A 20,616-nucleotide genomic window follows, 5' to 3' on the forward strand; every position below is an offset into this window, starting at 1 on the left:
AAAACCATCCATCCGCTCTTCGATTTCATGAGAAACCAGTGTGGCGTACCGTGCCGCCGTGCCAATCCCACAGATGTGGGCTTCAACCGCGTTTGCGGCGCAGCCAGCAATTGATCGAGAACCGTGCATCGGGGAAGGCATTGCCGGGCACCGTCACCGGCATGACTTCGTGCGGGGCGAACGAGGGGAAAGCCACCAGTCGATTGTGTCGCGGCTCGACATGAATGCTCTCATCTTCGCCAATGGCATGAAGCGCCAGTTCGCCGCCTGAAAAGGGCTTCGGTTCGCGGTAGAAATAATACACGGCGCTGACGATCCGGTCGCTGTCCTGCCGCTGCGTGTCGGTCAGCGTGTCGATATGCGTACCGAACTTGCCGCCATCGCGGTGCGCCACGCATTCCAGTTCAAGCGTGACAGGCGAGAAGGGACGGATACCCGTGGCTTCGAAGATCGCCGGCAGCGTGTTGCGGACTGCCGCGCGAAAAGCGCTTCCTTCGGCATTCCAGTCGATATCGAGCGAGGCTGCGTTGCGATGGCCAAGGTCGACAGTGTGCCCTTCGGCTGATGTCACCTGCGACGCGGAAAAGGCGCATTCTTGCCCAAGCACATTATCGAGCAAGGCTGAGGCATCGCTTGCGCTGAGCAGATCATCGAAGGTCGCATGGCGTGGCAGCATGGCTTTAGCCTTGCGGTCCGGGCCGCCTTGCGGTCAAGTGCGAACAAACGAGAGGAAACAAGCCGCCATGCCCATCGCCGTTCTCAGCGCTCTGATCCGCCCGATGGTCGAGCCGCATATCCCGGACGGCGTCGATGCGCGCTTCTTTGCCTCGGTTGAAGAAATGCACGCTTTCGCACCTGACGCCGAAATCGGCTGGTTCGACCTCAACGAACAGGCGCCGATGATCGAAGCGGTGAAGCTGGCGGTCAATCTCAAATGGCTCAATTCGATCTATGCCGGGCTCGATTTCCTGCCGCTCGACGTGCTGCATCAGCGCGGTGTGAAGATCACCAACGGGGCGGGCATCAACGCGGTCGCTATCGCGGAATATGTCACCATGATGATGCTGGTGCATGCCAAGGGCTATCGCGATGTCGTGCGCGCGCAGGATCGGAACGAATGGCTGCAGGACAGCCCCGGCAAGCTGGAATTGCCCGGCACGCGCGCGCTGCTGCTCGGATACGGGGCGATTGGCCAGCAGATCAGACCGCGGCTGGAAGGGTTGGGGGTCGAAGTCGTGCCGGTGCGCCGCTCGGCGGCAGGCGGTGCTCTGGGTCCGGACGAATGGCGCGCGAGATTGCGCGAATTCGACTGGGTGATACTGGCTGTCCCCGCCACGCCCGAAACCGACGGCATGATCGGCCCGGAGGAACTTGCCGCGATGAAAGACAGCGCGGTGTTGGTGAACATCGCGCGCGGCACAGTGGTGCAGCAGGATGCACTGGTAAGCGCGCTGGAAGCTAAATCGATCGGTGCAGCGTTGCTCGACGTTTGCACGCCGGAGCCGTTACCATCCGATCACAAGCTGTGGGGCCTCGAAAATGCCCATGTCACGATGCATCTTTCGGGCCGCGCGCAGAACTCCATGTTTCGCCGTTCGGCCGAACGATTCCTCGCCAATCTCGATGCGTATATGAAGGACGAGGAGCTGCATCCTCTGTTCGATACGGCGCGAGGATATTGATTTGCTTAAGAACGGTGACTCGCGCGCCGCCTTTTGTTACCCGTTGATCCGAGAGCGGCAGGGATTCCCGAACCGCCTGCGGTCGCGTCCGAGTTTTTGACCAGGTGCCTTGATTGGCGCCGCGAGGGGGACATACGCGATGGCCGACAAGAAAAAAGCTTCCGATCTGTTTATCGACTGCCTTGAGGAAGAAGGGGTCGAGTATATTTTCGGGGTTCCGGGCGAAGAGAATCTCGATTTTCTGGAAAGCCTTTCCAACAGCAAGCAGATAAAGCTGATTCTTACCCGTCACGAACAGGGCGCAGGCTTCATGGCGGCGACCTATGGCCGCCACACCGGCAAGACCGGCGTCTGCATTGCCACGCTCGGACCAGGCGCGACCAATTTCGTGACGGCGGGTGCCTATGCCCAGCTTGGCGGAATGCCGATGCTGATGATCACCGGGCAAAAGCCGATCAAGAAATCGAAACAGGGCCGGTTCCAGATCCTCGACGTGGTCGACATGATGGGGCCGATCACCAAATACGCGCATCAGCTGGCCGCAGGTGACAACATCCCGAGCCGGGTGCGCGAGGCCTTCCGCCTGGCGGAGGAAGAAAAACCGGGCGCTGTCCATCTGGAGTTCCCCGAAGATATTGCGGAAGAAATGACCGACAGCCAGCCGATCAAGGCATCTGTCGCGCGCCGGCCGTCGGCTGAGCCGAAGGCAGTGCGGATGGCGGTGGAAGAGCTGGAGAAGGCCAAGTCGCCGGTTCTCATCATCGGTGCCGGTGCCAACCGCACCATGACGGGGCGGATGCTCTATCAGCTGGTCGAGAAGACCGGAATTCCCTTCGTCACCACGCAGATGGGCAAGGGCGTGCTCGACGAACGGCACCCGCTGTTCCTTGGCTGCGCCGCGCTGTCTGCCGGTGACTTCTGCCACCGCGCGATCGAAGATTCCGATTGTATCGTCAACATCGGGCACGATGTGATCGAAAAGCCGCCATTCTTCATGAAGCAGGGCGGTGCGACGGTGATCCACGTGTCGAACCGCACCGCTGAAGTCGATCCGGTCTATTTCCCGCAGGTCGAAGTGATCGGCGATATCGCCAACGCGATCTGGCAGATCAAGGAAGACATCGTAAAACAGGGCAAGTGGGACTTCGGTCGCATGCTCGAATATCATCAGGCCGAGCTGGCCCACCGGGAGCCGCTGGCCAACGACACGCGCTTTCCGATCTTCCCGCCGCATCTGGTCAAGGCGACCCGCGATGCCATGCCGGAAGACGGGATCATCTGTCTCGATAACGGGGTCTACAAGATCTGGTACGCGCGCAATTACACCGCTTACCTGCCGAACACCGTGCTGCTCGACAATGCGCTTGCCACGATGGGTGCGGGCCTGCCCAGCGCGATGATGAGTTCGATGATCTATCCCGAGCGCAAGGTCATGGCGATCTGCGGAGATGGCGGGTTCATGATGAACAGCCAGGAGATGGAGACCGCGGTCCGGCTCGGCCTCAACATGACCGTGCTGATCCTGCGCGACGATGCCTACGGCATGATCCGCTGGAAGCAGGCCAATATGGGCTTCAAGGATTACGGGCTGACCTATGGCAATCCCGATTTCGTGAAGTATGCGGAAAGCTACGGCGCGAAGGGCCACCGGGTCGAGAGCGCGGACCACCTGAAGGAAGTGCTCGACACCTGCCTTTCGACCGACGGAGTCCACCTGATCGACTGCCCGGTCGACTACAGCGAGAACGACCAGATCCTCAATCACGACATCAAGGAACTTTCCGCAAAGCTCTGAGATTGAAGTGTATTGGAGGATGACATGGTGAAGCTCAAAGACACATATCCGCTCTACCTCAACAACAAGGCAGCGCAGCCGAACACCGATCTCGCGGTGACGGACAAATACACCGGCGAGGTTGCGTTTCGCACCGCGTTGGCGACGCCCGACATCATCGATGAAGCGATCGCCGGGGCGGAGCGGGCGGCCGAACCGATGGCGCGCTTGGCGAGTTACGAGAAGCGCGATGTGCTCGAGCATTGCGTGAAGCGGTTTCGGGAGCGGTATGACGAGCTCGCCTATTCGCTGTGTGTCGAGGCGGGCAAGCCGATCAAGGATGCGGAGGGCGAAGTCGACCGGCTGATCGATACCTTCAAGATCGGCGCGGAAGAGGCGGTGCGCAATTACGGCGAGGTCCAGCCGCTGGACATTTCCGAGCGTGCCAAAGGCTATATGGGGATGTGGAAACGCGTGCCGATTGGTCCGTGCAGCTTCATTTCACCGTTCAACTTCCCGCTCAATCTCGCGGCGCACAAGATCGCCCCTGCGATTGCGATCGGTTGCCCGTTCGTGATGAAGCCCGCCAGCATGACCCCGCTTGGCGCGATCATCATGGGTGAGGTTCTGGCCGAATGCGACGTGCTGCCCGAAGGTGCGTTCTCCATCCTGCCTGCCAGCCGTGACGGGGCGGACCTGTTCACCACTGACGAACGGCTCAAGCTGCTCAGCTTTACCGGCTCGCCGGGTGTCGGATGGGACCTGAAGTCGCGCTGCGGCAAGAAGAAGGTCGTGCTCGAACTGGGCGGCAATGCAGCGGTCATCGTCGACAAGGATGCCGATCTCGATCACGCGCTCGAACGGATCATCTTCGGCGCGTTCTACCAGAGCGGCCAGAGCTGTATCGGAGTGCAGCGCATCATCATCCACGAGGACATCTACGACACCTTCAAGGATATGCTGGTCGAGAAAGCCGGCACGCTTGTCGCCGGCGATCCGAAGGAACGCGATACCTTCATCGGGCCGATGATCTCCGAGAAGGAAGCGACCCGCCTGCACGGCTGGATCGAAGATGCCGTCCAAGCCGGGGCCAAAGTGCTGTGCGGCGGCGAGCGAGACGGCGCGATGCTGCAAGCCACCCTGCTGGAGGGTGTGCCGCGCGATTGCGATGCCAACACGGAAGAAGCGTTCGGGCCGCTCGCCAATCTGTTCAAGTTCAATGATTTCAACAAGGCGCTGGAACAGGTCAATGACAGCAAGTTCGGTCTGCAAGCCGGTATCTTTACGCGCGACATCCACCAGGTGCTCGATGCGTGGGACGTGCTCGATGTCGGCGGCGTGGTGGTCAACGATGTGTCATCCTACCGGGTCGACAACATGCCTTATGGCGGGGTGAAGGACTCCGGTCTGGGCCGCGAAGGCATCCGTTTCGCGATGGAAGACATGAGCGAGATTCGGAACCTGGTGATCCGGCGCGACTGATACGTTACGCCGAGGGGGTGTTGACACATCTGACACTGTCCTCGTGTTCGCGTTTTGGTGCATGTGGAACAAGTGGAACACTGTTCTAGAGTTGAATTCCTGACGGCATACCGCACGCATTGCCCCTTCCCCAATTCCGTCACCCCGGCTCGGCGGCCGGGGTGACGGTTAAGAGAGGCAGAACAGCTCACCCTTCCTCCAGCAACAGGATCTCGCAATCGACCACCAGCATCGGTTCAGGCAGCATCGTGTGTTCGACACCGGTGATTGTCGCATCGGCGACCAGCTGGCCGCCCAAAGCGAATTCATGTTCGGGCAGTTCGGCGACCAGCTCCTCTCCCGCTTCGACATCTTCGGGGCCGGTGAATGCAATCCGCAGGCGGTGACGCGATCCGGCGAAGGTGATGCTTGCCCAGGGCTTCTCCGAATGGGAGATAATGGTTCCCGTGCCATTGGCGAGCGCAAGCACCGCGCGCCGCAAGCGGCCGGTCAGGCCGCGTACTTCTGCGCGGCGGCGGAGAAGATCCGGTCCGGTTTCAATGGACATGATTGGTTCCCCCGACAGGCTGCGCTTCATAAGCCGCGATAAAATGCTCCACCCGCCGCTCCATACTGGTGCGAGGAATGCGTCCGTTGCGAAGGTCGAGCACAAAGCGCGGATCATGCGTTGCGAGGCGGCCGAACTTGGTTGCGGGCATCCCGGTTCGGCGAAGGAATTTCTCGATAGTACGGATTAGCATATGGCTCCCCTGCGATGGATAAGCTGGCGGGTTCGGGTGACTGGCGAATCGCCCGATGAGCCGAAACGTGATTTGTAAAATCCTACTTGTCTAGGAAAAATACATCGTATAGGTAGGAAATATATCGACGATGAGGACAAGCTATGTCGAATGCACGTAATCGCTTGCTGGAGCTAAGCCAGAATTCAGGGAGTAGCCTTGCCCGCCTGTCAGAGATGATCGGGCGCAACCCAACGTATTTGCAGCAATTTATTCGCAAAGGCAGTCCGCGCAAGCTGGAGGAGCGGGATCGCCGCGCGCTGGCGGATTTCTTCGGTGTGGACGAATCGGAATTGGGCGGGCCGGAGGAAAAATCCTATACGCCGAATCGCAAACTGCCGCTCGATGGCGGCTGGATCGATGTTCCGCGGCTGTCGCTGGCGGCGTCTGCCGGACCGGGTGCGGTGAGCACGCAAGAACAGGCGTTCGACAATTTCCGCTTCTCTCGCCGGTGGCTGCGCGAACAGGGGCTCGATGGTTCGAAGCTTTCCGCCATTGCAGTGGAAGGCGACTCGATGGAGCCGCTGCTGCGGGCGGGCGATGAAGTGCTGGTCGACCACGCACACGGGCCGTTCCGCGACGGCATTCACGTGGTGCGCCTCGACGACACGCTGCTGGTCAAGCGCGTCGCCGCACAGGGGGGGGGACGCTTCACCCTGCTAAGCCAGAATCTCGCCTATCCGCCCATTGAGGTCGGTGCGGAGGATATTGAGATCATCGGGCGGGTGGTGTGGAAGAGCGGGCGGTTGTGAAGGCCAGATACTACCAACTATGCGAGGAGCAGTATTTGCTGCCGTGGCCATTCTTTTAGATTTGCTGGTCGGTATTTTTCTAGCAAGGCCAATCGATTTTCTCGATATTACAGAGGTCCTTCCTCAGTTCACTCTTTTCACTTGGTTCCTGATGCCGAAATGCCCAACCTAGATCATCTATTTCACGGATTATTCGTACGACGAGCTGGGCAATTTTAGGAATTCCCGAAACCTCAATTGACCAACCCATTGGTTCAAAATGCACAAACTGGTTTCGTATCCCTTCGTGGAAATCACTGATCCAGCGGAACTCATGCTCTGAAATTTTGACCCCATTCAAATTGCTTCGATCTCCCGCCGAGTGGGGCTTTCTTACGGCCTTTAGCAATTCAGGTAGCGACTTAATATACGTAGCGGGTGGCTTCGCGTTGCTATCGGTTCGCGAGTTTTTAAAATAGGCAAGCCATTCACCTGTATTACGATTTGTTAGAGCGCCGACTGGTGAAGCCGTGGTCGTCAAATGGCATACGCATGCGCCTTGAAGAGCCGAGTGAAGTGCGAGCACGACCCATTTCCATGCTTGAGGGTCCGCTTCAATGAATGCGCTAGTGCGAATGACGTGGCGGATTGATCCAGAAACATCCACTGCTTCGTCAGTCTGAACCCATGAGCCTGACACAGTTGTACCTCCTTCTGATTTCTGTCGTTTGCCCAAGAGTATCACTAGCTTGCATTCAGGCAAAACAACCGCCACCTCTCTGCCCATGACCGAACAAGCCAAAACCCCGCCCATGAAAGCGGCGATCATGCCCGTGACGCCGCTGCAGCAGAATTGCTCGCTGATCTGGTGCACGAAGACGATGAAGGGCGCGCTGACCGATCCAGGCGGCGATCTCGACAAGCTCAAGGCGGGTGTCGCCAAGTCGGGTGTCACGCTGGAAAAGATCCTCATCACCCACGGCCATCTCGACCATTGCGGGCAGGCGGGGATGCTGGCGGAGGAGCTGGGGCTGCCGATCGAAGGGCCGCATGAGGACGACCGCTTCTGGATCGCGCAGCTTGACGATGACGGCGCGCGTTACGGGATGGAAGCGAAAAGCTTCGAACCCGACCGCTGGCTGCACGATGGCGATCAGGTTACCGTGGGTGAGCTAACCCTCGACGTAATCCATTGCCCGGGTCACACGCCGGGACATGTGATTTTCTATCACGAACCGAGCAAATTCGCGATTGTCGGTGATGTGCTGTTTCAAGGCAGCATCGGGCGCACCGATTTCCCGCGCGGCAACCATCAGGACCTGATCGATTCGATCACCAAAAAGCTGTGGCCGCTGGGCGAGGACGTGCTGTTCATCCCCGGCCACGGCCCGACCAGCACTTTCGGTCAGGAGCGCAAGACCAACCAGTTCGTCAGCGATTACGCGCTGGGTTAGTTTTCCGGCGGAGATGCGAGCTGTCGCGATGGGACGGAACAGCCAAGGGACGCACGGATGTGCGTCCCGTACTCAACAAACAACCTTCTACATCACCCCGGCAGCGATCAGCACGGCGACGATCGCCAGGCCGAGCAGCGTCAGCATGGTGATCAGCACGCCGATCATGCGCGGTTTGGCCGGGCCTTCGCTGTCCATCCCGATGGCGTGGGCGATGCGGCCGAGCATATAGATGCCTGCGACATAGGCGAGCCACGGATGGCCGCGGCCGGACAGCTCGATCCCGGCGATCAGCAGCAGGACGAAGGGCGTGTTCTCGACGAAGTTGAGCTGCGCGCGCATCCGGCGGGTCAGCGGACCGCCGCCATCGTCACCATGCAGGACCTTGTACTGATTGCGCATCTGGCCGCAGCGAACCGCCAGCCAGAGATTGATGATCGCAGCCGCCGCAGCGGCACAAAGTGTGATCGGCAAGACGCCCATGGTAATTCCCCTGTGTGTTGCCCGCTTGCTATTGCAGTGTCACACCGCTTGCAAGCGGCGTAAATTGCGCTATAGCGCGGCCCTTCACCGTCATGGCAGGGCCATTGCGTCGCACACCCTTGTGTGCCGGGCAGGCTTGGCTTAGGGCGGCTAACGCAACGATTTTTATTGTATTTAAGGAACAGGTGCCACCATGGCTGTCCCTAAGAGAAAAGTATCGCCGCATCGCCGTGGTAACCGCCGGTCCCACGATTCGCTCAAGCCGGAAGCATTCCACGAGTGCGGCAATTGCGGCGAATTGAAGCGTCCGCACAATCTTTGCACGCATTGCGGCCACTACAACGGCCGTGAAGTCATCGCCGTCGGTCTCTGATCGAATCAGCAATTAGCCGGAGAACGTCATGAGCCTGCCGCGTATCGCTGTCGATGCGATGGGCGGTGATGAAGGCGTTCGCGTGATGATCGACGGTGCCGCCGAGGCGCGCCGTCGGCATGACCGGTTCAAATTCCTGCTGGTGGGTGACGAAGCGCGGATCAAATCCGCGCTCGAATCGCATCCCAACCTGCGGGAAGCTTCGGAAATCCTCCATTGCGACGATGTGGTTGCCGGTGACGAAGTGCCGAGCAGGGCATTGCGCCGGGCGAAAACCACGTCGATGGGGCTTGCGGTCAACGCCGTGAAAGCCGGCGACGCGGGCGCGGCCGTGAGCGCAGGCAACACCGGCGCGCTGATGGCGATGAGCAAGCTTGCCCTGCGCACCATGCCGGGGATCGACCGTCCGGCGCTCGCGGCCATCATGCCGACCTTGGGCGACAACGATGTCGTCATGCTCGATCTGGGTGCCAACACAGAGGCCGATGCGCGCAATCTGGTGCAATTTGCAGTGATGGGCGCGGCCTATTCGCGCATCCTGACCGGCAAGGAAAAGCCCAGCGTCCGGCTGCTCAACATCGGCACTGAAGAGATCAAGGGCTTCGACCGGCTGCGTGAAGCGGCGGCTTTGCTCAACGATGCGACCGGGCTGGACATGCAATTCGACGGCTACGTCGAGTCGGACAAGATCAATCGCGGCGAAGTCGATGTCGTGGTGACTGACGGGTTCTCCGGCAATATCGCGCTCAAGGCGATCGAAGGGACTGCGCGCTTCGTGACCGACCTTTTGCGAGAGGCCTTCACCAGTTCGCTGCGCTCCAAGATCGGTTTCCTCGTCTCGCGCCCGGCGACCGAATTGCTCAAGCACCATCTCGATCCGAACAACCACAATGGCGCGGTTTTCCTCGGGCTCAATGGCGTGGTGGTGAAAAGCCACGGCAGCGCGACCGCTGGCGGGGTGGCCAACGCGGTTGCTGTCGCGGCTCGTCTGCTGGAAGAAAACCTGACGCGGCGCATCAGCACCGGCCTCGCTGAGATTCAGGATCGCCAGGCCATTGTCGCCGAGGGCGAAGCGGGCTCTGAAGAGAGCAGGCTGGCCAAGTGATCCGGTCCCAGATCAGGGGCAGCGGTTCGGCCTTGCCGCAGCAGGTCGTCACCAATGCCGACCTGGCGGACCGGGTCGAAACCAGCGACGAATGGATTGTCGAGCGCACCGGGATTCGCCAGCGGTATATCGCCGGCGAGGGGGAGACCACTTCAACGCTCGCAACCGAGGCTGCGCGCAACGCACTTGCAGCGGCAGATATCGACCCGGCCAGCATCGACCTGATCATCCTGGCCACTGCCACCCCCGACCACACCTTCCCCGCCACGGCAACGCAAGTGCAGAAAGCGCTCGGTTGCCGCGGCGGGATTGCCTTCGATGTGCACGCCGTGTGCTCCGGCTTCCTCTACGCGCTGGGCACCGCCGATTCGATGTTGCGTACCGGCATGGCCAAGCGCGCAGTGGTAATAGGCGCGGAAACCTTCAGCCGCATCCTCGACTGGGAAGACCGCACCACCTGCGTTCTGTTCGGTGACGGGGCCGGTGCAATCGTGCTCGAAGCCGAAGATGTGACAGAGGGCGGACCCGGCATCCTTGCCACCAAGCTGCATGCCGATGGCGAGCATAAGGAATTGCTCTATGTCGATGGCGGCCCCTCGACCACAGGCACGGTCGGCAAGCTGCGGATGAAGGGGCGCGAGGTCTTCCGCCATGCGGTCGTCAATCTGGCAGAGGTGCTGGGCGAAACACTCGACGCGGTCGGATTGCAGGCGACCGACATCGACTGGGTGGTGCCGCATCAGGCCAATGCGCGCATTCTCGACGCGACCGCGCGCAAGCTGGGCCTGCCGGCCGAGAAAGTCATCGTAACAGTTGACCGGCATGCCAACACTTCCGCTGCATCGGTGCCGCTGGCGTTCGATGTTGCTGTGCGCGACGGGCGGATAAAGCCGGGCGATCTGGTCATGTTCGAGGCGATGGGCGGCGGCTTCACATGGGGCGCATCGCTGGTCCGTTTGTAAGTTTGCGGCATATCCACGGTTGTCGATTCTTATAGCCATTGCCCCACAAAAGCTTTCTCGTTATCCTGCAATCTCTTACACTCGGGTCGCGCCGAGAGGGAGATGGTGGATGTCGCGATCAATGAGCACGCTCACCCGAGCCGACCTGGCTGAAACTATAAACCGCAAGATGGGATTCTCGCGGGCTGAATCGCTTGATATGGTCGAATCGATACTCGATCATATGTGCGTTGCCATGACCAATGGCGAGAACGTCAAGATTTCCGGCTTCGGCACGTTTGTGCTGCGGGACAAGAAAGAGCGCATCGGGCGCAACCCCAAGACCGGGGTGGAAGTGCCGATCACGCCGCGCCGCGTGATGACCTTCCGTGCCAGCCAGTTGCTGAAGGATCGTATCGCAAAGGGATGAGTGGATGAGCGCCGAGTTCGATGACGGGAAAGACGACGGCGCCCTGCGCACCATCGGCGAAGTCAGCAAGGCGCTCGATATCAAATCCCATGTGCTACGTTACTGGGAACAGCAGTTCCCCATGCTCGAGCCGCTCAAACGCAGCGGTGGGCGGCGGTATTACCGGCCTGCGGATGTGCAACTTGTCGAACGGATCGATGCGCTCGTGAACGATCAGGGATACACTTTGAAAGGCGCCCGACTGGTGATTGAAGATGACGCCGCACCGGCTGAAAAACCGGCTGGTGGAGCACCCGAAGCCGAAGCGCCTTCCACACCGGCGGAAGACTCGCCTGCGTTCAAAGCTCCGCCCGTCGTAACCGACACGCCGATTGCCGAAGACGGCGGTCTGTCCAATTTCTTCGGTGACGGGGCGCCAGCGCAGGAGGAAATGCCGGCGGAAGAGCTGGCTGCTGAAGAGCCTGCCGCAGAAACACAGGTGGCAGAAGTGATGGCTGAAGCCGCGCCCGAGCCAGCCCATTCCCAAGTGCCAACCCATTCGCAAACACCGGCAGAGCCGCAGACCGACCAGCAAATCATCCCGCATGAAGATATCGTCGCACGCCTGAAATCGATCCACCGCACTCTTAGCGAAGCCGTCGGCGGTTAATCGTCGCGCCAGTCGATTTTTATTTCCACTCGCCGGTTGAGCGGCTGAATTCCGAAGCCCTGCGTGACCGGCTGGGTTGATCCGAAAGAAATCGTCTCAATCCTGGAATCTGCAATCCCGGCATCGGACAATTGTTGCCGGATGGCATCGGCCATGCGCGAGCCAAGACCCACGCTGTAGGCGCTGGAAAACAGTTGGTCCGTGTGGGCTTCGAGCGTAATCTGGCCATGCGGCCGCCGGCGCAATTCGGCAATCAGATCGGCAATGACGAACTGCTGGTTGAGGCCATGCGGAGAGCCGCGATCCAGCTCGAAATAGACAGTCCGGCGTCCAAGTGCAGCCCAATGCGCGCTCGATTCCCGGGCGTTGCCGTTTGAGATATCTTCTGCCTCCGCCAGCAGGCTGCCATACTGTGCCTGCGATCCCCGGAATCCGGACAAGGCCGCCCATTGGCAAGCTCTCCGCGCGATCGCTGTCTTGCCTTGCGCTCTGGCAAGCTCGCACAGCCAGACTGCCGCCATGTCGTCATCCGCGTCAAACAATCCCTCGAGCAAAGCGAAGGCAGCGTCCGTATCGCCCCGGTCTGCGAGCAGGTAAGCGCTATAGGGGTCGCCATCCCGCGCAGCTTGTTCGATCTCACCGAGAAAATATGCTGCGCGGGCGAAGTCTTGCTCCATCGCCTGGCGCAACAGTGCATGGCCCGCCTCATCTTCTTCCGGCGTGCCCGAAGTGAATTGCATTTCAAAGCCTAGCGCCGTGAGCGCCGCCGCGTTGCCGCCATCAGCAGATCGGCGGAGCCACTGACTCGCCGTTGTGCGATCCGCTTTGATGCCGACTCCGAACTCCAGCATGTAGCTGAACAGATATTGCGCCATGGCATCGCCGGCACGTGCCCGCGCGGCAATGTCGTTAACGCCGCGCTCTTTCAACAGGCGCGAGACAACGGCGAATTCATCTCCGTTCTCAAGCGCCTGGATGTCGACTTCCAGCGGCGGTCCGGCTGCCACCGACTCATCCACTTGCGACAAGGGCTGTCGAAAATAGAAATCTTCTGTCAGCTGGTCGATCAGCCACGGCTCTTGCGGGCCGCCATCGAATATCTGTGTTCTGCGCCTGACATCGCGATGGATCGCGCGATACATCTGCGCCAGCTCAAGGCCGGGAATAACCAGATGTTCGCCAAGACTTTCGGCGAAAGGGCTGACCGTGTAGGTCGGCGGAGCGGCATCGAAGGCCGGTTGTCCTTGCGCAGTGGAAAACCCGATCGCCATCGTACCCGCGGCGATCGTATTCGCTCCGCCAAGCATGTCCGCGCCGCCGGCTTCGATTTTCGGACCGACTTCAGATCGGCAGGCGTCGAAAAAGACCAAGCCAACGCGCGATCCCTCGACCGATGCGAAAAGGCGATCGACGCTGATGAAACCTGCTTCAAGATCCGCCGCCGATTCGAGCGAATCTTGCGCGTCTACCGGGACGAGATAATTGTGACCCTGCCATTCGAAGCCATGCCCGGCAAAATAGACCAGAGCGGCGTCTGCCTGGCGGGACAAGGCGGCAAAATCGTCCAATCGTGCGAGCATCGATGCACGGTCGGCATCGCACAGCACCGTGGTGGCGAATCCGGCACGTCGCAGCCCGTCGACCACGACCGCCTGGTCAGCAGCAGGGCTCTTGAGGGCTGAGAATCCGCGGTCGTACGAGCTGTTTGCAATGATCAGCGCCACCCGATCGCCAGCGGCAGGCATGGCGGTTTCGACGCATTTTGCCGGCTCGGCCGTCGGCGTCTGAGCGAAAGCCGCTATCGGGAAAAGCGATATCGCAGTGCCGAGGCCGAGCAAGGCCGCCCGCAGGGTCATTCCGCCGCAATCAGTTCTTCTGCGGCACCGAGATCGACGCTGACCAGGCGGCTGATACCTTGCTCTATCATGGTCACGCCGAACAGGCGGTGCATCCGGCTCATGGTCACCGCATTATGGGTGACAATCAGGTAGCGGGTGTCGGTTTCCTTCACCATTGAATCGAGCAGATCGCAAAAGCGGTCGATATTGGCATCGTCGAGCGGCGCATCGACTTCGTCGAGCACGCAGATCGGCGCAGGGTTGGTGAGGAACAGGGCAAATATCAGCGCGGTTGCGGTCAGCGCCTGTTCGCCGCCGGAGAGCAGCGTCAGCGACTGCAGCCGCTTGCCCGGCGGCTGAGCAAAAATCTCCAGTCCGGCTTCGAGCACGTCATCGCTGTCAATCAGTGCCAGATGCGCCTGGCCCCCTTCGAACAGCCGGGCAAACAGGCGCTGGAAATGGGTGTTTACCTGTTCGAAAGCGGCCTTGAGGCGTTCGCGGCCTTCACGGTTCAGGCTTCCGATCGAACCGCGCAGCCGGCTGACCGCTTCGGCCAGTTCGGCCTGTTCTTCTGCGCTGGCACCATGCTCGGCCTCGATCTTGGCCAGTTCGTCGGCGGCAACGAGATTGACCGGGCCAATCCGCTCTCTGCTGGCGTTCAGGCGTTCAAGTTCTTCCCCTTCGATACCGGAATTCTTCACCTGGTCAGGGTCGAATTCGAACCGGTCGGCCAGCATCGGCGGCGGACATTGGAAACGTTCGCCAGAGATACGCGCCATTTCGCTGCGGCGTGCTGCCTCGTTCTCGGCCCGCGCGGCCAGTCCTGCGCGGCTCTCGCGCGCCGTGGCGAGGGTTTCATTGATCTCTGCGAACGCGCGGTCGGCGGCATCGGCGGACTGCTGTGCTTTGGCCACCACGGCTTCTGCGGCAGCCAGTTCCTTGCCCAGCCGTTCGCGCACCGTGTCGCCTTGCTCGATCTCGCGCATCAGCCCTTCAGGCTTGGCAGCATACACTGCCCGCTCTTCGGCAATCTCCTCGAAGCGCCGGCCCATGTCGCTCAGCCGCCGGGCTGCCTCGCCTGAGCGGGCTTGCCAATTGGCCATATCGCTGCGCTGGGCAGCGGTGCGTTCACGCGCGACGGCCAGACCCTGATCGTGCGCGGCGAGGTTGGCCATGGCCGCCTGCACAGCGGACTTCGCGGCCTCGTTCTTGGCCTGAGCCGCTTCCAGCGACGCGCGGCCCGCCGCCGGATCGGGCAGGGCGGCCTTGCGCTCAGTTGCGGCCTGGAGTTCTCCGTCCGCCTGCTTGCGCTGTTCGGCAAGATCGCCGGCGGATTGGTCAAGTTCTGCCAGACGCATTGCAATCCGCTCTTTCGCGGCCTCCGCCTGATCGAGCTCGCGCAGCGCCTCACGCTCCGCCTGCGACGCTGCAACGACTGTCCGCTCCTGCGCAATAAGATCGCGTTGCAGGTCGGATAATTCCTGCTGCGCCTGGTCCTGACGCGATTGCGCGGTCTCTACCGCAGAACGCAGGGCAGGAAGCAGTTTTTCCTGCTCGAGCAAGCGGTTGTCGGCTTCGAGCCGGGCGGCCTCGGCCGCGCCTTCTCCGCGTGCCACAAACCCGTCCCAGCGGCGCAAATGGCCTTCACGCGTGACCAGCCACTCGCCCGGACCAAGCTGGCGCCCGTCGTCTTGGGCCACCACATGCACCAGCGCCAGACGCGCCGCGAGCTGTGACGGGCAGTCGGTGATGTGATCGGCGAGGCTGGCTGCAACCTTGGGCGGTGCGTCGCGGCCCGTCCAGAAGCGGCCTTCGCCCTGCGCTTCGCCCAGCGGCGACTTTGCGTCACGGCCGAGCACCGCAGCCAGCGCCCGCTCGTACCCCGGCTCTGCGCGCACTTCATCGAGCGCGACGGGGCGGCCCTGTCGCTGCGCCTTCTGCCTGGCCCGTGCGTCACGGTCACGGACCAGCGCCTGATACTCGCGTTCGATCCCGGCGAGTTCCGCGCGAGCGGTTGCCAGCGCGCTGCCCGCTTCATCGCGCGTGGTCTGCAATTCCACCTTCCGTGCCTGCTTCGATTCAAGCTCGGCGCGCGCCTTTGACAAGGCATTGCCGGCCGCTTCGGCGGCTTTGCGTGCTTCGCCCAGCCGCGCTTCGGGATCACCGGCATTGGTCAAATCACGCCGTTGTTCCGCCTGCCGCTGTGTCTCCGCATCGAGCCGCGCCAGCCGCGCCTGCGCTTGTTCGATTTCCGCTTCGGCCACGCGCCATTCGGCCTCGACTCCGGCATGATCGGCGGTTGCTTTGGCCAGCGCCAGTTCCGCCGATCTGCCGTCACGCTCCGCTTTCTCTGCTGCGACCGCGAGTGAAGGGCGCTGTTCCTCGTTGGCAGTCAGAGCTTTCTCGCTTGCCGCGAGATCGCGCTCCAGCCGCGCCAGCGCTTCGGCTGCGTCTTTGGTCAACCGGTCCGCCTCGCCGCGATCCTCTTCCAGCCGGGTTTTCTGCCGGTCGAGATCGGCCAAGCGCTGCTCTGCTGCCTCCAGCTGGCTGGTCAGCGAAGCCATGCGGTGGCCATGCGCGCTCGCATCGTCGCGGCGGTCCTGCTGCTCTTCGCGCGCCACAGACAGCGCCTTGGCCGCTTCGTGCTGTGCCTTCTGCGCTTGGTCGGTCGCAGCCTTGGCCTGCGCCACACGCTCGTCTGCGCGCTTCGCTTCGGCCTGAGCCGCTTCGGCCGCCTCGGCAGCATCGCGCCAGCGCGCGAACAGCAACCGCGCTTCGGCTCCTGAAATTTGCTCCGTCAGCCTGGTATATCGTTCGGCCTGTTTGGCCTGCCGCCTGAGCGAAGCAATCTGGCTGTCGAGCCCGGCCATCAAATCTTCAAGCCGCGCCAGGTTGTTCTCGGTTGCGCGCAGTTTCTGCTCGGCATCCTTGCGGCGGACGTGGAGCCCGGCGATCCCGGCGGCTTCCTCCAGCATCTGGCGCCGTTCGGTCGGCTTGGCAGCGATCACCTGCGCGATCTTGCCTTGGCTGACCAGAGCCGGACTGTGCGCGCCGGTCGCCGCATCGGCAAAGGTCAGAGCGACATCTTTCGCCCGGACATCGCGGCCGTTGACCCGATAGGCGCTGCCTGCACCGCGTTCGATCCGGCGGGTCACATCGAGCGCTTCGCCCCGATCATCCTCAGCATGCAGCACGACTTCAGCGAAATCGCGCGGCGGGCGCGTTTCAGTGCCGGCGAAGATCACGTCTTCCATCCCGCCGGACCGCATCGATTTGGGCGAGTTCTCGCCCATCACCCAGCGGATCGCCTCGAGCAGGTTGGATTTGCCGCACCCGTTCGGGCCGACAACGCCCGTCAGTCCGGGTTCGATATGCAGTTCGGCAGGCTCGACGAAGCTTTTGAAGCCACTCAGTCTGAGCTTCCGAATTTGCATCGCCGCGCCTGTTCCCCCCTCGGTGCCCGGTGTTAGCGGGCGCCGGCCTTCTGCAACAGGGGCTCGATCGCGTCCCACGCGTTGGCATCGACTTTCGAACCGTTGATGAAGAACGTTGGTGTGCCTTCGACCCCGAATTCGCGCGACTGCGAAGTCGAACGCTCAGCAATCGCGGCGTAGACAGTCTCGTCGGCAAGACATTGGCGGGCTTGATCTTCGCTCAGCCCGCGCGCCTTGAAGAAATCGAAGAAGCCGAGAAGCTCGGCCGTGCGGACCAGTCGCTGTTCGGGCGGCAGTCCGACAGCATCCTGCACTGCGCCGCCGTTCTGCTGAAGCCCGCCGAGAACTTCGGGCAGGTTCGCCCAAACCTGATCGGCCAACGGGTGGAACGCTTCTTTCTCGCCGCACCGAACCATAGTGGCCAGCGCCAAATCATGCGGGCCATGGATCTGGTTGCGAATCTCGTAGCTGACCCGGCCGGTCGAGACATATTCGTTCTTGAGCTGCTCCGCGCCATTCATCGCAAAGGCGGCACAGGCGGGGCAGGTGAGCGAGGCATACTCGACCACTTTGATCGGCGCTTCCGGATTGCCGAGGACATAACCGTCATATTCCGACACGGTCGTCGTATCGACCCAGCTCTGACCTGCGGGCGCTTCGATCGGATCGATCGCTTCGCTTTCCGTTACGCCCGCTTCATCTGCCGAATTGCAGGCGGAAAGGCCCAAGGCGAGCGGCGCCGCGAGAGTTGCGAGGGCGAGGGTGCGAAACTTGATCATAGGTTGTGTCGTCCTTGGCGAAGTGATTGGAAGCTATCGGATGAACCGGACGGGGTGAAGCAAGGCTTGCGCCTATCCACAGCTTGTCCCCGTGCTTGTCCGGTCAGAATCGGTCGTTGAGCGCAGATTCCAGCGTGCGCCACTCGTGTACCCCTTCGAGCAGCTGCCCGTCGATGGCAAAACTCGGCGTGCTCTGGACACCGAATTCCTCGAAATCCGCATCGGTGTTGGCCCGCAGCCGGTCAGCCACGGCCTGATCGGCGAGGCAGCGATCGGTATCGGTCCGGGAATAGCCGCGCGATTCCATCAGCGCGTAATAGCCTAGATCGCTGGCGATGCTGCGCCGGGCGGCGTATTTGTCCGGCCCGGTCCAGCGCGCGATTTGCCCCTGATTGGCGCGCTGCGCCACAGGCAGCCAGCTGCGCTGCGTGAGCATGAACATTGTATGGTTGCGGATGAATTTGTCGCTGTCTCCGCACTGGGCGAGCATGGTCGCAACCAGATCGATGTCGTTGCGAATGACGGAGCGTACTTCCATCTTGAGTTTTCCGCTGCCGATATAGGCGAGCTGCAAGGGCGGCTCCCCCTGCATCGTAAATGTCGCGCAATGCGGGCAGGTGTAACTGACGAATTCCGTCAGGCGAAGCTCGGCTTCGGGATTGCCGATTGTCTGTGCCCGGTCGCTCTCCGTCACAGTCGCATGCCACGGCGTACCGGTTGCCGCGATGCCGACGAAGGCAGCACCTGCCAGCGCCATCAGCCGCCCCGCGCGCTTTGCGGTGTTCATCCTGATCATTGCGAACCTATTCCTTCTCGTCATTCTGCCCACCAAGGCTCCGCGCGAGCGATTCCAGAACCGACCTCAGCTCCGGATCGCCGATATCGCGCAGGCTTTCTCCCAGTTCCATCGGGATCGGCTTGAGCGACGGCGGCGCTTTGGGCTTTTCAGCAGGCGGGGCCTTAACCGCACCTTGCCGCATTTTCACGCGTGAAACCGCCTGATAGCCGAAGAAACGGTTCACCCGCTCGATAATCTCCGGGATGACATGCTGGATCAGCGGCGCATGCGCCGGCATGACGACCAGTTGCAGGATGCCGTCGGCCTTCTCCCCCGGCGGGAAGCGGATCGATTCCGGTGCGCAAACCCGGGCGTGTGTCTCGCCGACGATTTCCGGCCAGCGGGTGACGACGCTCGACTGGACAAAGCCGAAGCGGCGGAAAGCGGTGCGCCCGATTTGCGGCATCAGTTCGGCAATCGGCTTTGCCGGGCCGCCGCGTGGCCGCTCGTAGGGTTTGACCTTGGCCGGCTTGCGCGCAGTGCCTTTGGTCTTCTTGTTGCTGTCCCGTTCCATTGTGGGATGGGCCATGCCATAGGCGCGGCGTGACTGCCAGCGCTGCCGATATCCCCGCGAAACTTCTCGACTGGTATGACCGCCATGCCCGCGACCTGCCGTGGCGGGCGCGGCCGGGCAAACCGGCGCCCGATCCCTATCACGTGTGGCTGTCCGAAGTGATGCTGCAGCAAACGACGGTTGCTGCGGTCAAACCCTATTTCGCAAAATTCCTCGCCATCTGGCCCACGGTAGAGTCGCTGGCTGCGGCACCTGAAGAAGAGGTGATGGCCGCGTGGGCCGGGCTGGGATATTACTCGCGGGCGCGCAATCTGGTGAAAGCCGCGCGCGCAGTGGCTGCGCTCGGCGCGTTCCCTGCGGCTGAAGACGAATTGCGCAAATTGCCCGGGCTGGGCGCCTATACTGCGGCTGCTGTCGCCGCGATCGCGTTCGGACAGCGGGCTGTTGTCGTCGATGCCAATGTCGAGCGGGTGGTTGCGCGGCTGTTCACCATTGACGAGCCGCTGCCGGGCGCGCGCAAGGCGATCCGCCACCATGTAGAGACCATTACGCCGGAAGACCGAGCCGGAGACTTTGCGCAAGCAATGATGGATCTGGGTTCAGCCATTTGCACCACCCGCGCGCCCAAGTGTCTGTTGTGCCCTCTGGCAGCGGATTGCGGCGCACGATTGGCGGGTTATCCTGAGCGTTATCCCGTCAAACCACCCAAGCAGGCCAAGCCCGAGAGAGTGGGTCATGCCTGGTGGATTGCGGATGGCGACAGAGTGCTGCTGGTCCGGCGCGCGGGCACCGGAATGCTTGGCGGGATGCGCGCCTTGCCCGACGATGGCTGGACGGCTCGGGCGAATGGCAGTGGCCAGCCGCCGGTCGGGGGCGAGTGGCGCGAATGCGGGACAGTGCGGCACGGCTTCACCCACGCCAATTTGACGCTGCATGTCCGCGCGCTGGAACATGTGCGGGTATCGGCTGTCCCCGACGGCGAATGGTGGCCGCTGGCCGATCTGGACAATGCCGGTCTGCCGACGCTTTTCGCCAAAGCTGCGCGACTGGCGCTTGCTGAAGTTTAAAGCAGCCCGCCGCCGAGTGACAGCCGGATGACCGCGATCACAAAGACGATCAGGCAGAAATTCCGCCCGCCGTTGGATGAGGAAAGCGCACCGATTCCCGCGCCGAGCACGGCAATCGGCAGGACCAGCCAGTTGCCCCAGCCGAGGAAGGGAATGGTCGAAGGGATGGCGAGGATCAGCGCTACGAGACCGATCAGGATCGAGATGAAATTGAGCATGTGTGTTATATAGATAATACGCCTTGTCCGCGCAAGACCCGGACC

Annotated in this window: 22 protein-coding genes; 11 read left to right on the forward strand and 11 right to left on the reverse strand. The window is 61.8% G+C overall.

What is annotated here, in order from left to right; genetic code table 11:
- Nucleotides 1-82 precede the first annotated feature (82 nt).
- Nucleotides 83-676, reverse strand: coding sequence for a 2OG-Fe(II) oxygenase (locus E0502_RS10340; protein WP_137677933.1), 594 nt, complete (start codon nt 674-676; stop codon nt 83-85).
- Between the two features lie 67 nt (nt 677-743).
- Between E0502_RS10340 and E0502_RS10345 the strand changes: the two genes are divergently transcribed.
- The 3 genes from E0502_RS10345 to E0502_RS10355 all read left to right on the forward strand — a co-directional run bounded on the left by E0502_RS10345 (nt 744) and on the right by E0502_RS10355 (nt 4,938).
- Nucleotides 744-1,682 carry a D-2-hydroxyacid dehydrogenase gene (locus E0502_RS10345; protein ID WP_137677934.1) on the forward strand — a complete coding sequence of 313 codons (939 nt, stop codon included), beginning with the start codon at nt 744-746 and terminating at the stop codon, nt 1,680-1,682.
- Between the two features lie 139 nt (nt 1,683-1,821).
- Complete coding sequence (locus E0502_RS10350) at nt 1,822-3,477, forward strand: acetolactate synthase large subunit (RefSeq protein WP_137677935.1); 1,656 nt, start codon at nt 1,822-1,824, stop codon at nt 3,475-3,477.
- 24 nt (nt 3,478-3,501) lie between these two features.
- Nucleotides 3,502-4,938: an aldehyde dehydrogenase family protein gene (locus E0502_RS10355; RefSeq protein WP_137677936.1), complete on the forward strand. Its 1,437-nt coding sequence runs from the start codon at nt 3,502-3,504 to the stop codon at nt 4,936-4,938.
- A 187-nt stretch (nt 4,939-5,125) separates the two neighbouring features.
- Here E0502_RS10355 and E0502_RS10360 read toward each other — a convergent pair whose 3' ends face one another.
- Together E0502_RS10360 and E0502_RS10365 are read right to left on the reverse strand one after the other, a co-directional pair.
- Nucleotides 5,126-5,485, reverse strand: a complete 360-nt coding sequence (locus E0502_RS10360; protein ID WP_137677937.1) for a hypothetical protein — start codon at nt 5,483-5,485, stop codon at nt 5,126-5,128.
- Complete coding sequence (locus E0502_RS10365; RefSeq protein ID WP_137677938.1) at nt 5,475-5,678, reverse strand: hypothetical protein; 204 nt, start codon at nt 5,676-5,678, stop codon at nt 5,475-5,477. Before E0502_RS10365 ends, E0502_RS10360 begins: the two co-directional genes overlap by 11 nt.
- A 143-nt stretch (nt 5,679-5,821) precedes the next feature.
- Here E0502_RS10365 and E0502_RS10370 point away from each other — a divergent pair, with 143 nt between their 5' ends.
- Nucleotides 5,822-6,469 (forward strand): S24 family peptidase, encoded by a 648-nt coding sequence (locus tag E0502_RS10370; protein ID WP_137677939.1) that lies wholly within the window; start codon nt 5,822-5,824, stop codon nt 6,467-6,469.
- Between the two features lie 79 nt (nt 6,470-6,548).
- Here E0502_RS10370 and E0502_RS10375 read toward each other — a convergent pair whose 3' ends face one another.
- Complete coding sequence (locus E0502_RS10375; RefSeq protein WP_204517955.1) at nt 6,549-7,235, reverse strand: hypothetical protein; 687 nt, start codon at nt 7,233-7,235, stop codon at nt 6,549-6,551.
- A 25-nt stretch (nt 7,236-7,260) separates the two neighbouring features.
- Between E0502_RS10375 and E0502_RS10380 the strand changes: the two genes are divergently transcribed.
- Nucleotides 7,261-7,902: an MBL fold metallo-hydrolase gene (locus E0502_RS10380; RefSeq protein ID WP_137678777.1), complete on the forward strand. Its 642-nt coding sequence runs from the start codon at nt 7,261-7,263 to the stop codon at nt 7,900-7,902.
- Between the two features lie 87 nt (nt 7,903-7,989).
- Here the strand turns inward: E0502_RS10380 and E0502_RS10385 are convergent, their stop codons facing one another.
- Complete coding sequence (locus E0502_RS10385; RefSeq protein ID WP_137677940.1) at nt 7,990-8,385, reverse strand: MAPEG family protein; 396 nt, start codon at nt 8,383-8,385, stop codon at nt 7,990-7,992.
- 193 nt (nt 8,386-8,578) lie between these two features.
- Here E0502_RS10385 and rpmF point away from each other — a divergent pair, with 193 nt between their 5' ends.
- The 5 genes from rpmF to E0502_RS15465 all read left to right on the forward strand — a co-directional run bounded on the left by rpmF (nt 8,579) and on the right by E0502_RS15465 (nt 11,883).
- Nucleotides 8,579-8,758 (forward strand): 50S ribosomal protein L32, encoded by a 180-nt coding sequence (rpmF, locus tag E0502_RS10390; protein WP_137677941.1) that lies wholly within the window; start codon nt 8,579-8,581, stop codon nt 8,756-8,758.
- Nucleotides 8,759-8,786: 28 nt separating this feature from the next.
- Nucleotides 8,787-9,863, forward strand: coding sequence for a phosphate acyltransferase PlsX (plsX, locus tag E0502_RS10395; RefSeq protein ID WP_137677942.1), 1,077 nt, complete (start codon nt 8,787-8,789; stop codon nt 9,861-9,863).
- A complete protein-coding gene (locus E0502_RS10400) occupies nt 9,860-10,825 on the forward strand; it encodes a beta-ketoacyl-ACP synthase III (protein WP_137677943.1) in 966 nt (321 codons plus the stop codon). Before plsX ends, E0502_RS10400 begins: the two co-directional genes overlap by 4 nt.
- Before the next feature lie 109 nt (nt 10,826-10,934).
- Nucleotides 10,935-11,234 (forward strand): integration host factor subunit alpha, encoded by a 300-nt coding sequence (locus tag E0502_RS10405; RefSeq protein ID WP_137677944.1) that lies wholly within the window; start codon nt 10,935-10,937, stop codon nt 11,232-11,234.
- A 4-nt stretch (nt 11,235-11,238) separates the two neighbouring features.
- Nucleotides 11,239-11,883 carry a MerR family transcriptional regulator gene (locus tag E0502_RS15465; RefSeq protein WP_420813498.1) on the forward strand — a complete coding sequence of 215 codons (645 nt, stop codon included), beginning with the start codon at nt 11,239-11,241 and terminating at the stop codon, nt 11,881-11,883.
- Here E0502_RS15465 and E0502_RS10415 read toward each other — a convergent pair.
- The 5 genes from E0502_RS10415 to E0502_RS10435 all read right to left on the reverse strand — a co-directional run bounded on the left by E0502_RS10415 (nt 11,880) and on the right by E0502_RS10435 (nt 19,286).
- The gene (locus E0502_RS10415; RefSeq protein ID WP_137677945.1) at nt 11,880-13,739 is read right to left on the reverse strand and encodes a caspase family protein; all 1,860 of its coding nucleotides are present in this window, start codon (nt 13,737-13,739) and stop codon (nt 11,880-11,882) included. The genes E0502_RS15465 and E0502_RS10415 overlap by 4 nt on opposite strands.
- Nucleotides 13,736-17,155, reverse strand: a complete 3,420-nt coding sequence (locus tag E0502_RS10420; protein WP_137677946.1) for an AAA family ATPase — start codon at nt 17,153-17,155, stop codon at nt 13,736-13,738. Before E0502_RS10420 ends, E0502_RS10415 begins: the two co-directional genes overlap by 4 nt.
- 32 nt (nt 17,156-17,187) lie before the next feature.
- Nucleotides 17,188-17,934 carry a thioredoxin domain-containing protein gene (locus tag E0502_RS10425; RefSeq protein ID WP_137677947.1) on the reverse strand — a complete coding sequence of 249 codons (747 nt, stop codon included), beginning with the start codon at nt 17,932-17,934 and terminating at the stop codon, nt 17,188-17,190.
- Nucleotides 17,935-18,037: 103 nt separating this feature from the next.
- Complete coding sequence (locus E0502_RS10430; RefSeq protein ID WP_161593764.1) at nt 18,038-18,730, reverse strand: DsbA family protein; 693 nt, start codon at nt 18,728-18,730, stop codon at nt 18,038-18,040.
- Nucleotides 18,731-18,737: 7 nt separating this feature from the next.
- Nucleotides 18,738-19,286: a DUF721 domain-containing protein gene (locus E0502_RS10435; RefSeq protein ID WP_137678778.1), complete on the reverse strand. Its 549-nt coding sequence runs from the start codon at nt 19,284-19,286 to the stop codon at nt 18,738-18,740.
- 29 nt (nt 19,287-19,315) lie between these two features.
- Between E0502_RS10435 and E0502_RS10440 the strand changes: the two genes are divergently transcribed.
- Nucleotides 19,316-20,353 (forward strand): A/G-specific adenine glycosylase, encoded by a 1,038-nt coding sequence (locus E0502_RS10440; RefSeq protein WP_137677949.1) that lies wholly within the window; start codon nt 19,316-19,318, stop codon nt 20,351-20,353.
- Here E0502_RS10440 and E0502_RS10445 read toward each other — a convergent pair.
- Nucleotides 20,350-20,571 (reverse strand): hypothetical protein, encoded by a 222-nt coding sequence (locus tag E0502_RS10445; RefSeq protein WP_137677950.1) that lies wholly within the window; start codon nt 20,569-20,571, stop codon nt 20,350-20,352. The genes E0502_RS10440 and E0502_RS10445 overlap by 4 nt on opposite strands.
- Nucleotides 20,572-20,616: the final 45 nt, after the last annotated feature.

This window comes from Parerythrobacter lutipelagi (genome assembly GCF_005434975.1).
GTDB lineage: Bacteria > Pseudomonadota > Alphaproteobacteria > Sphingomonadales > Sphingomonadaceae > Parerythrobacter_A > Parerythrobacter_A lutipelagi.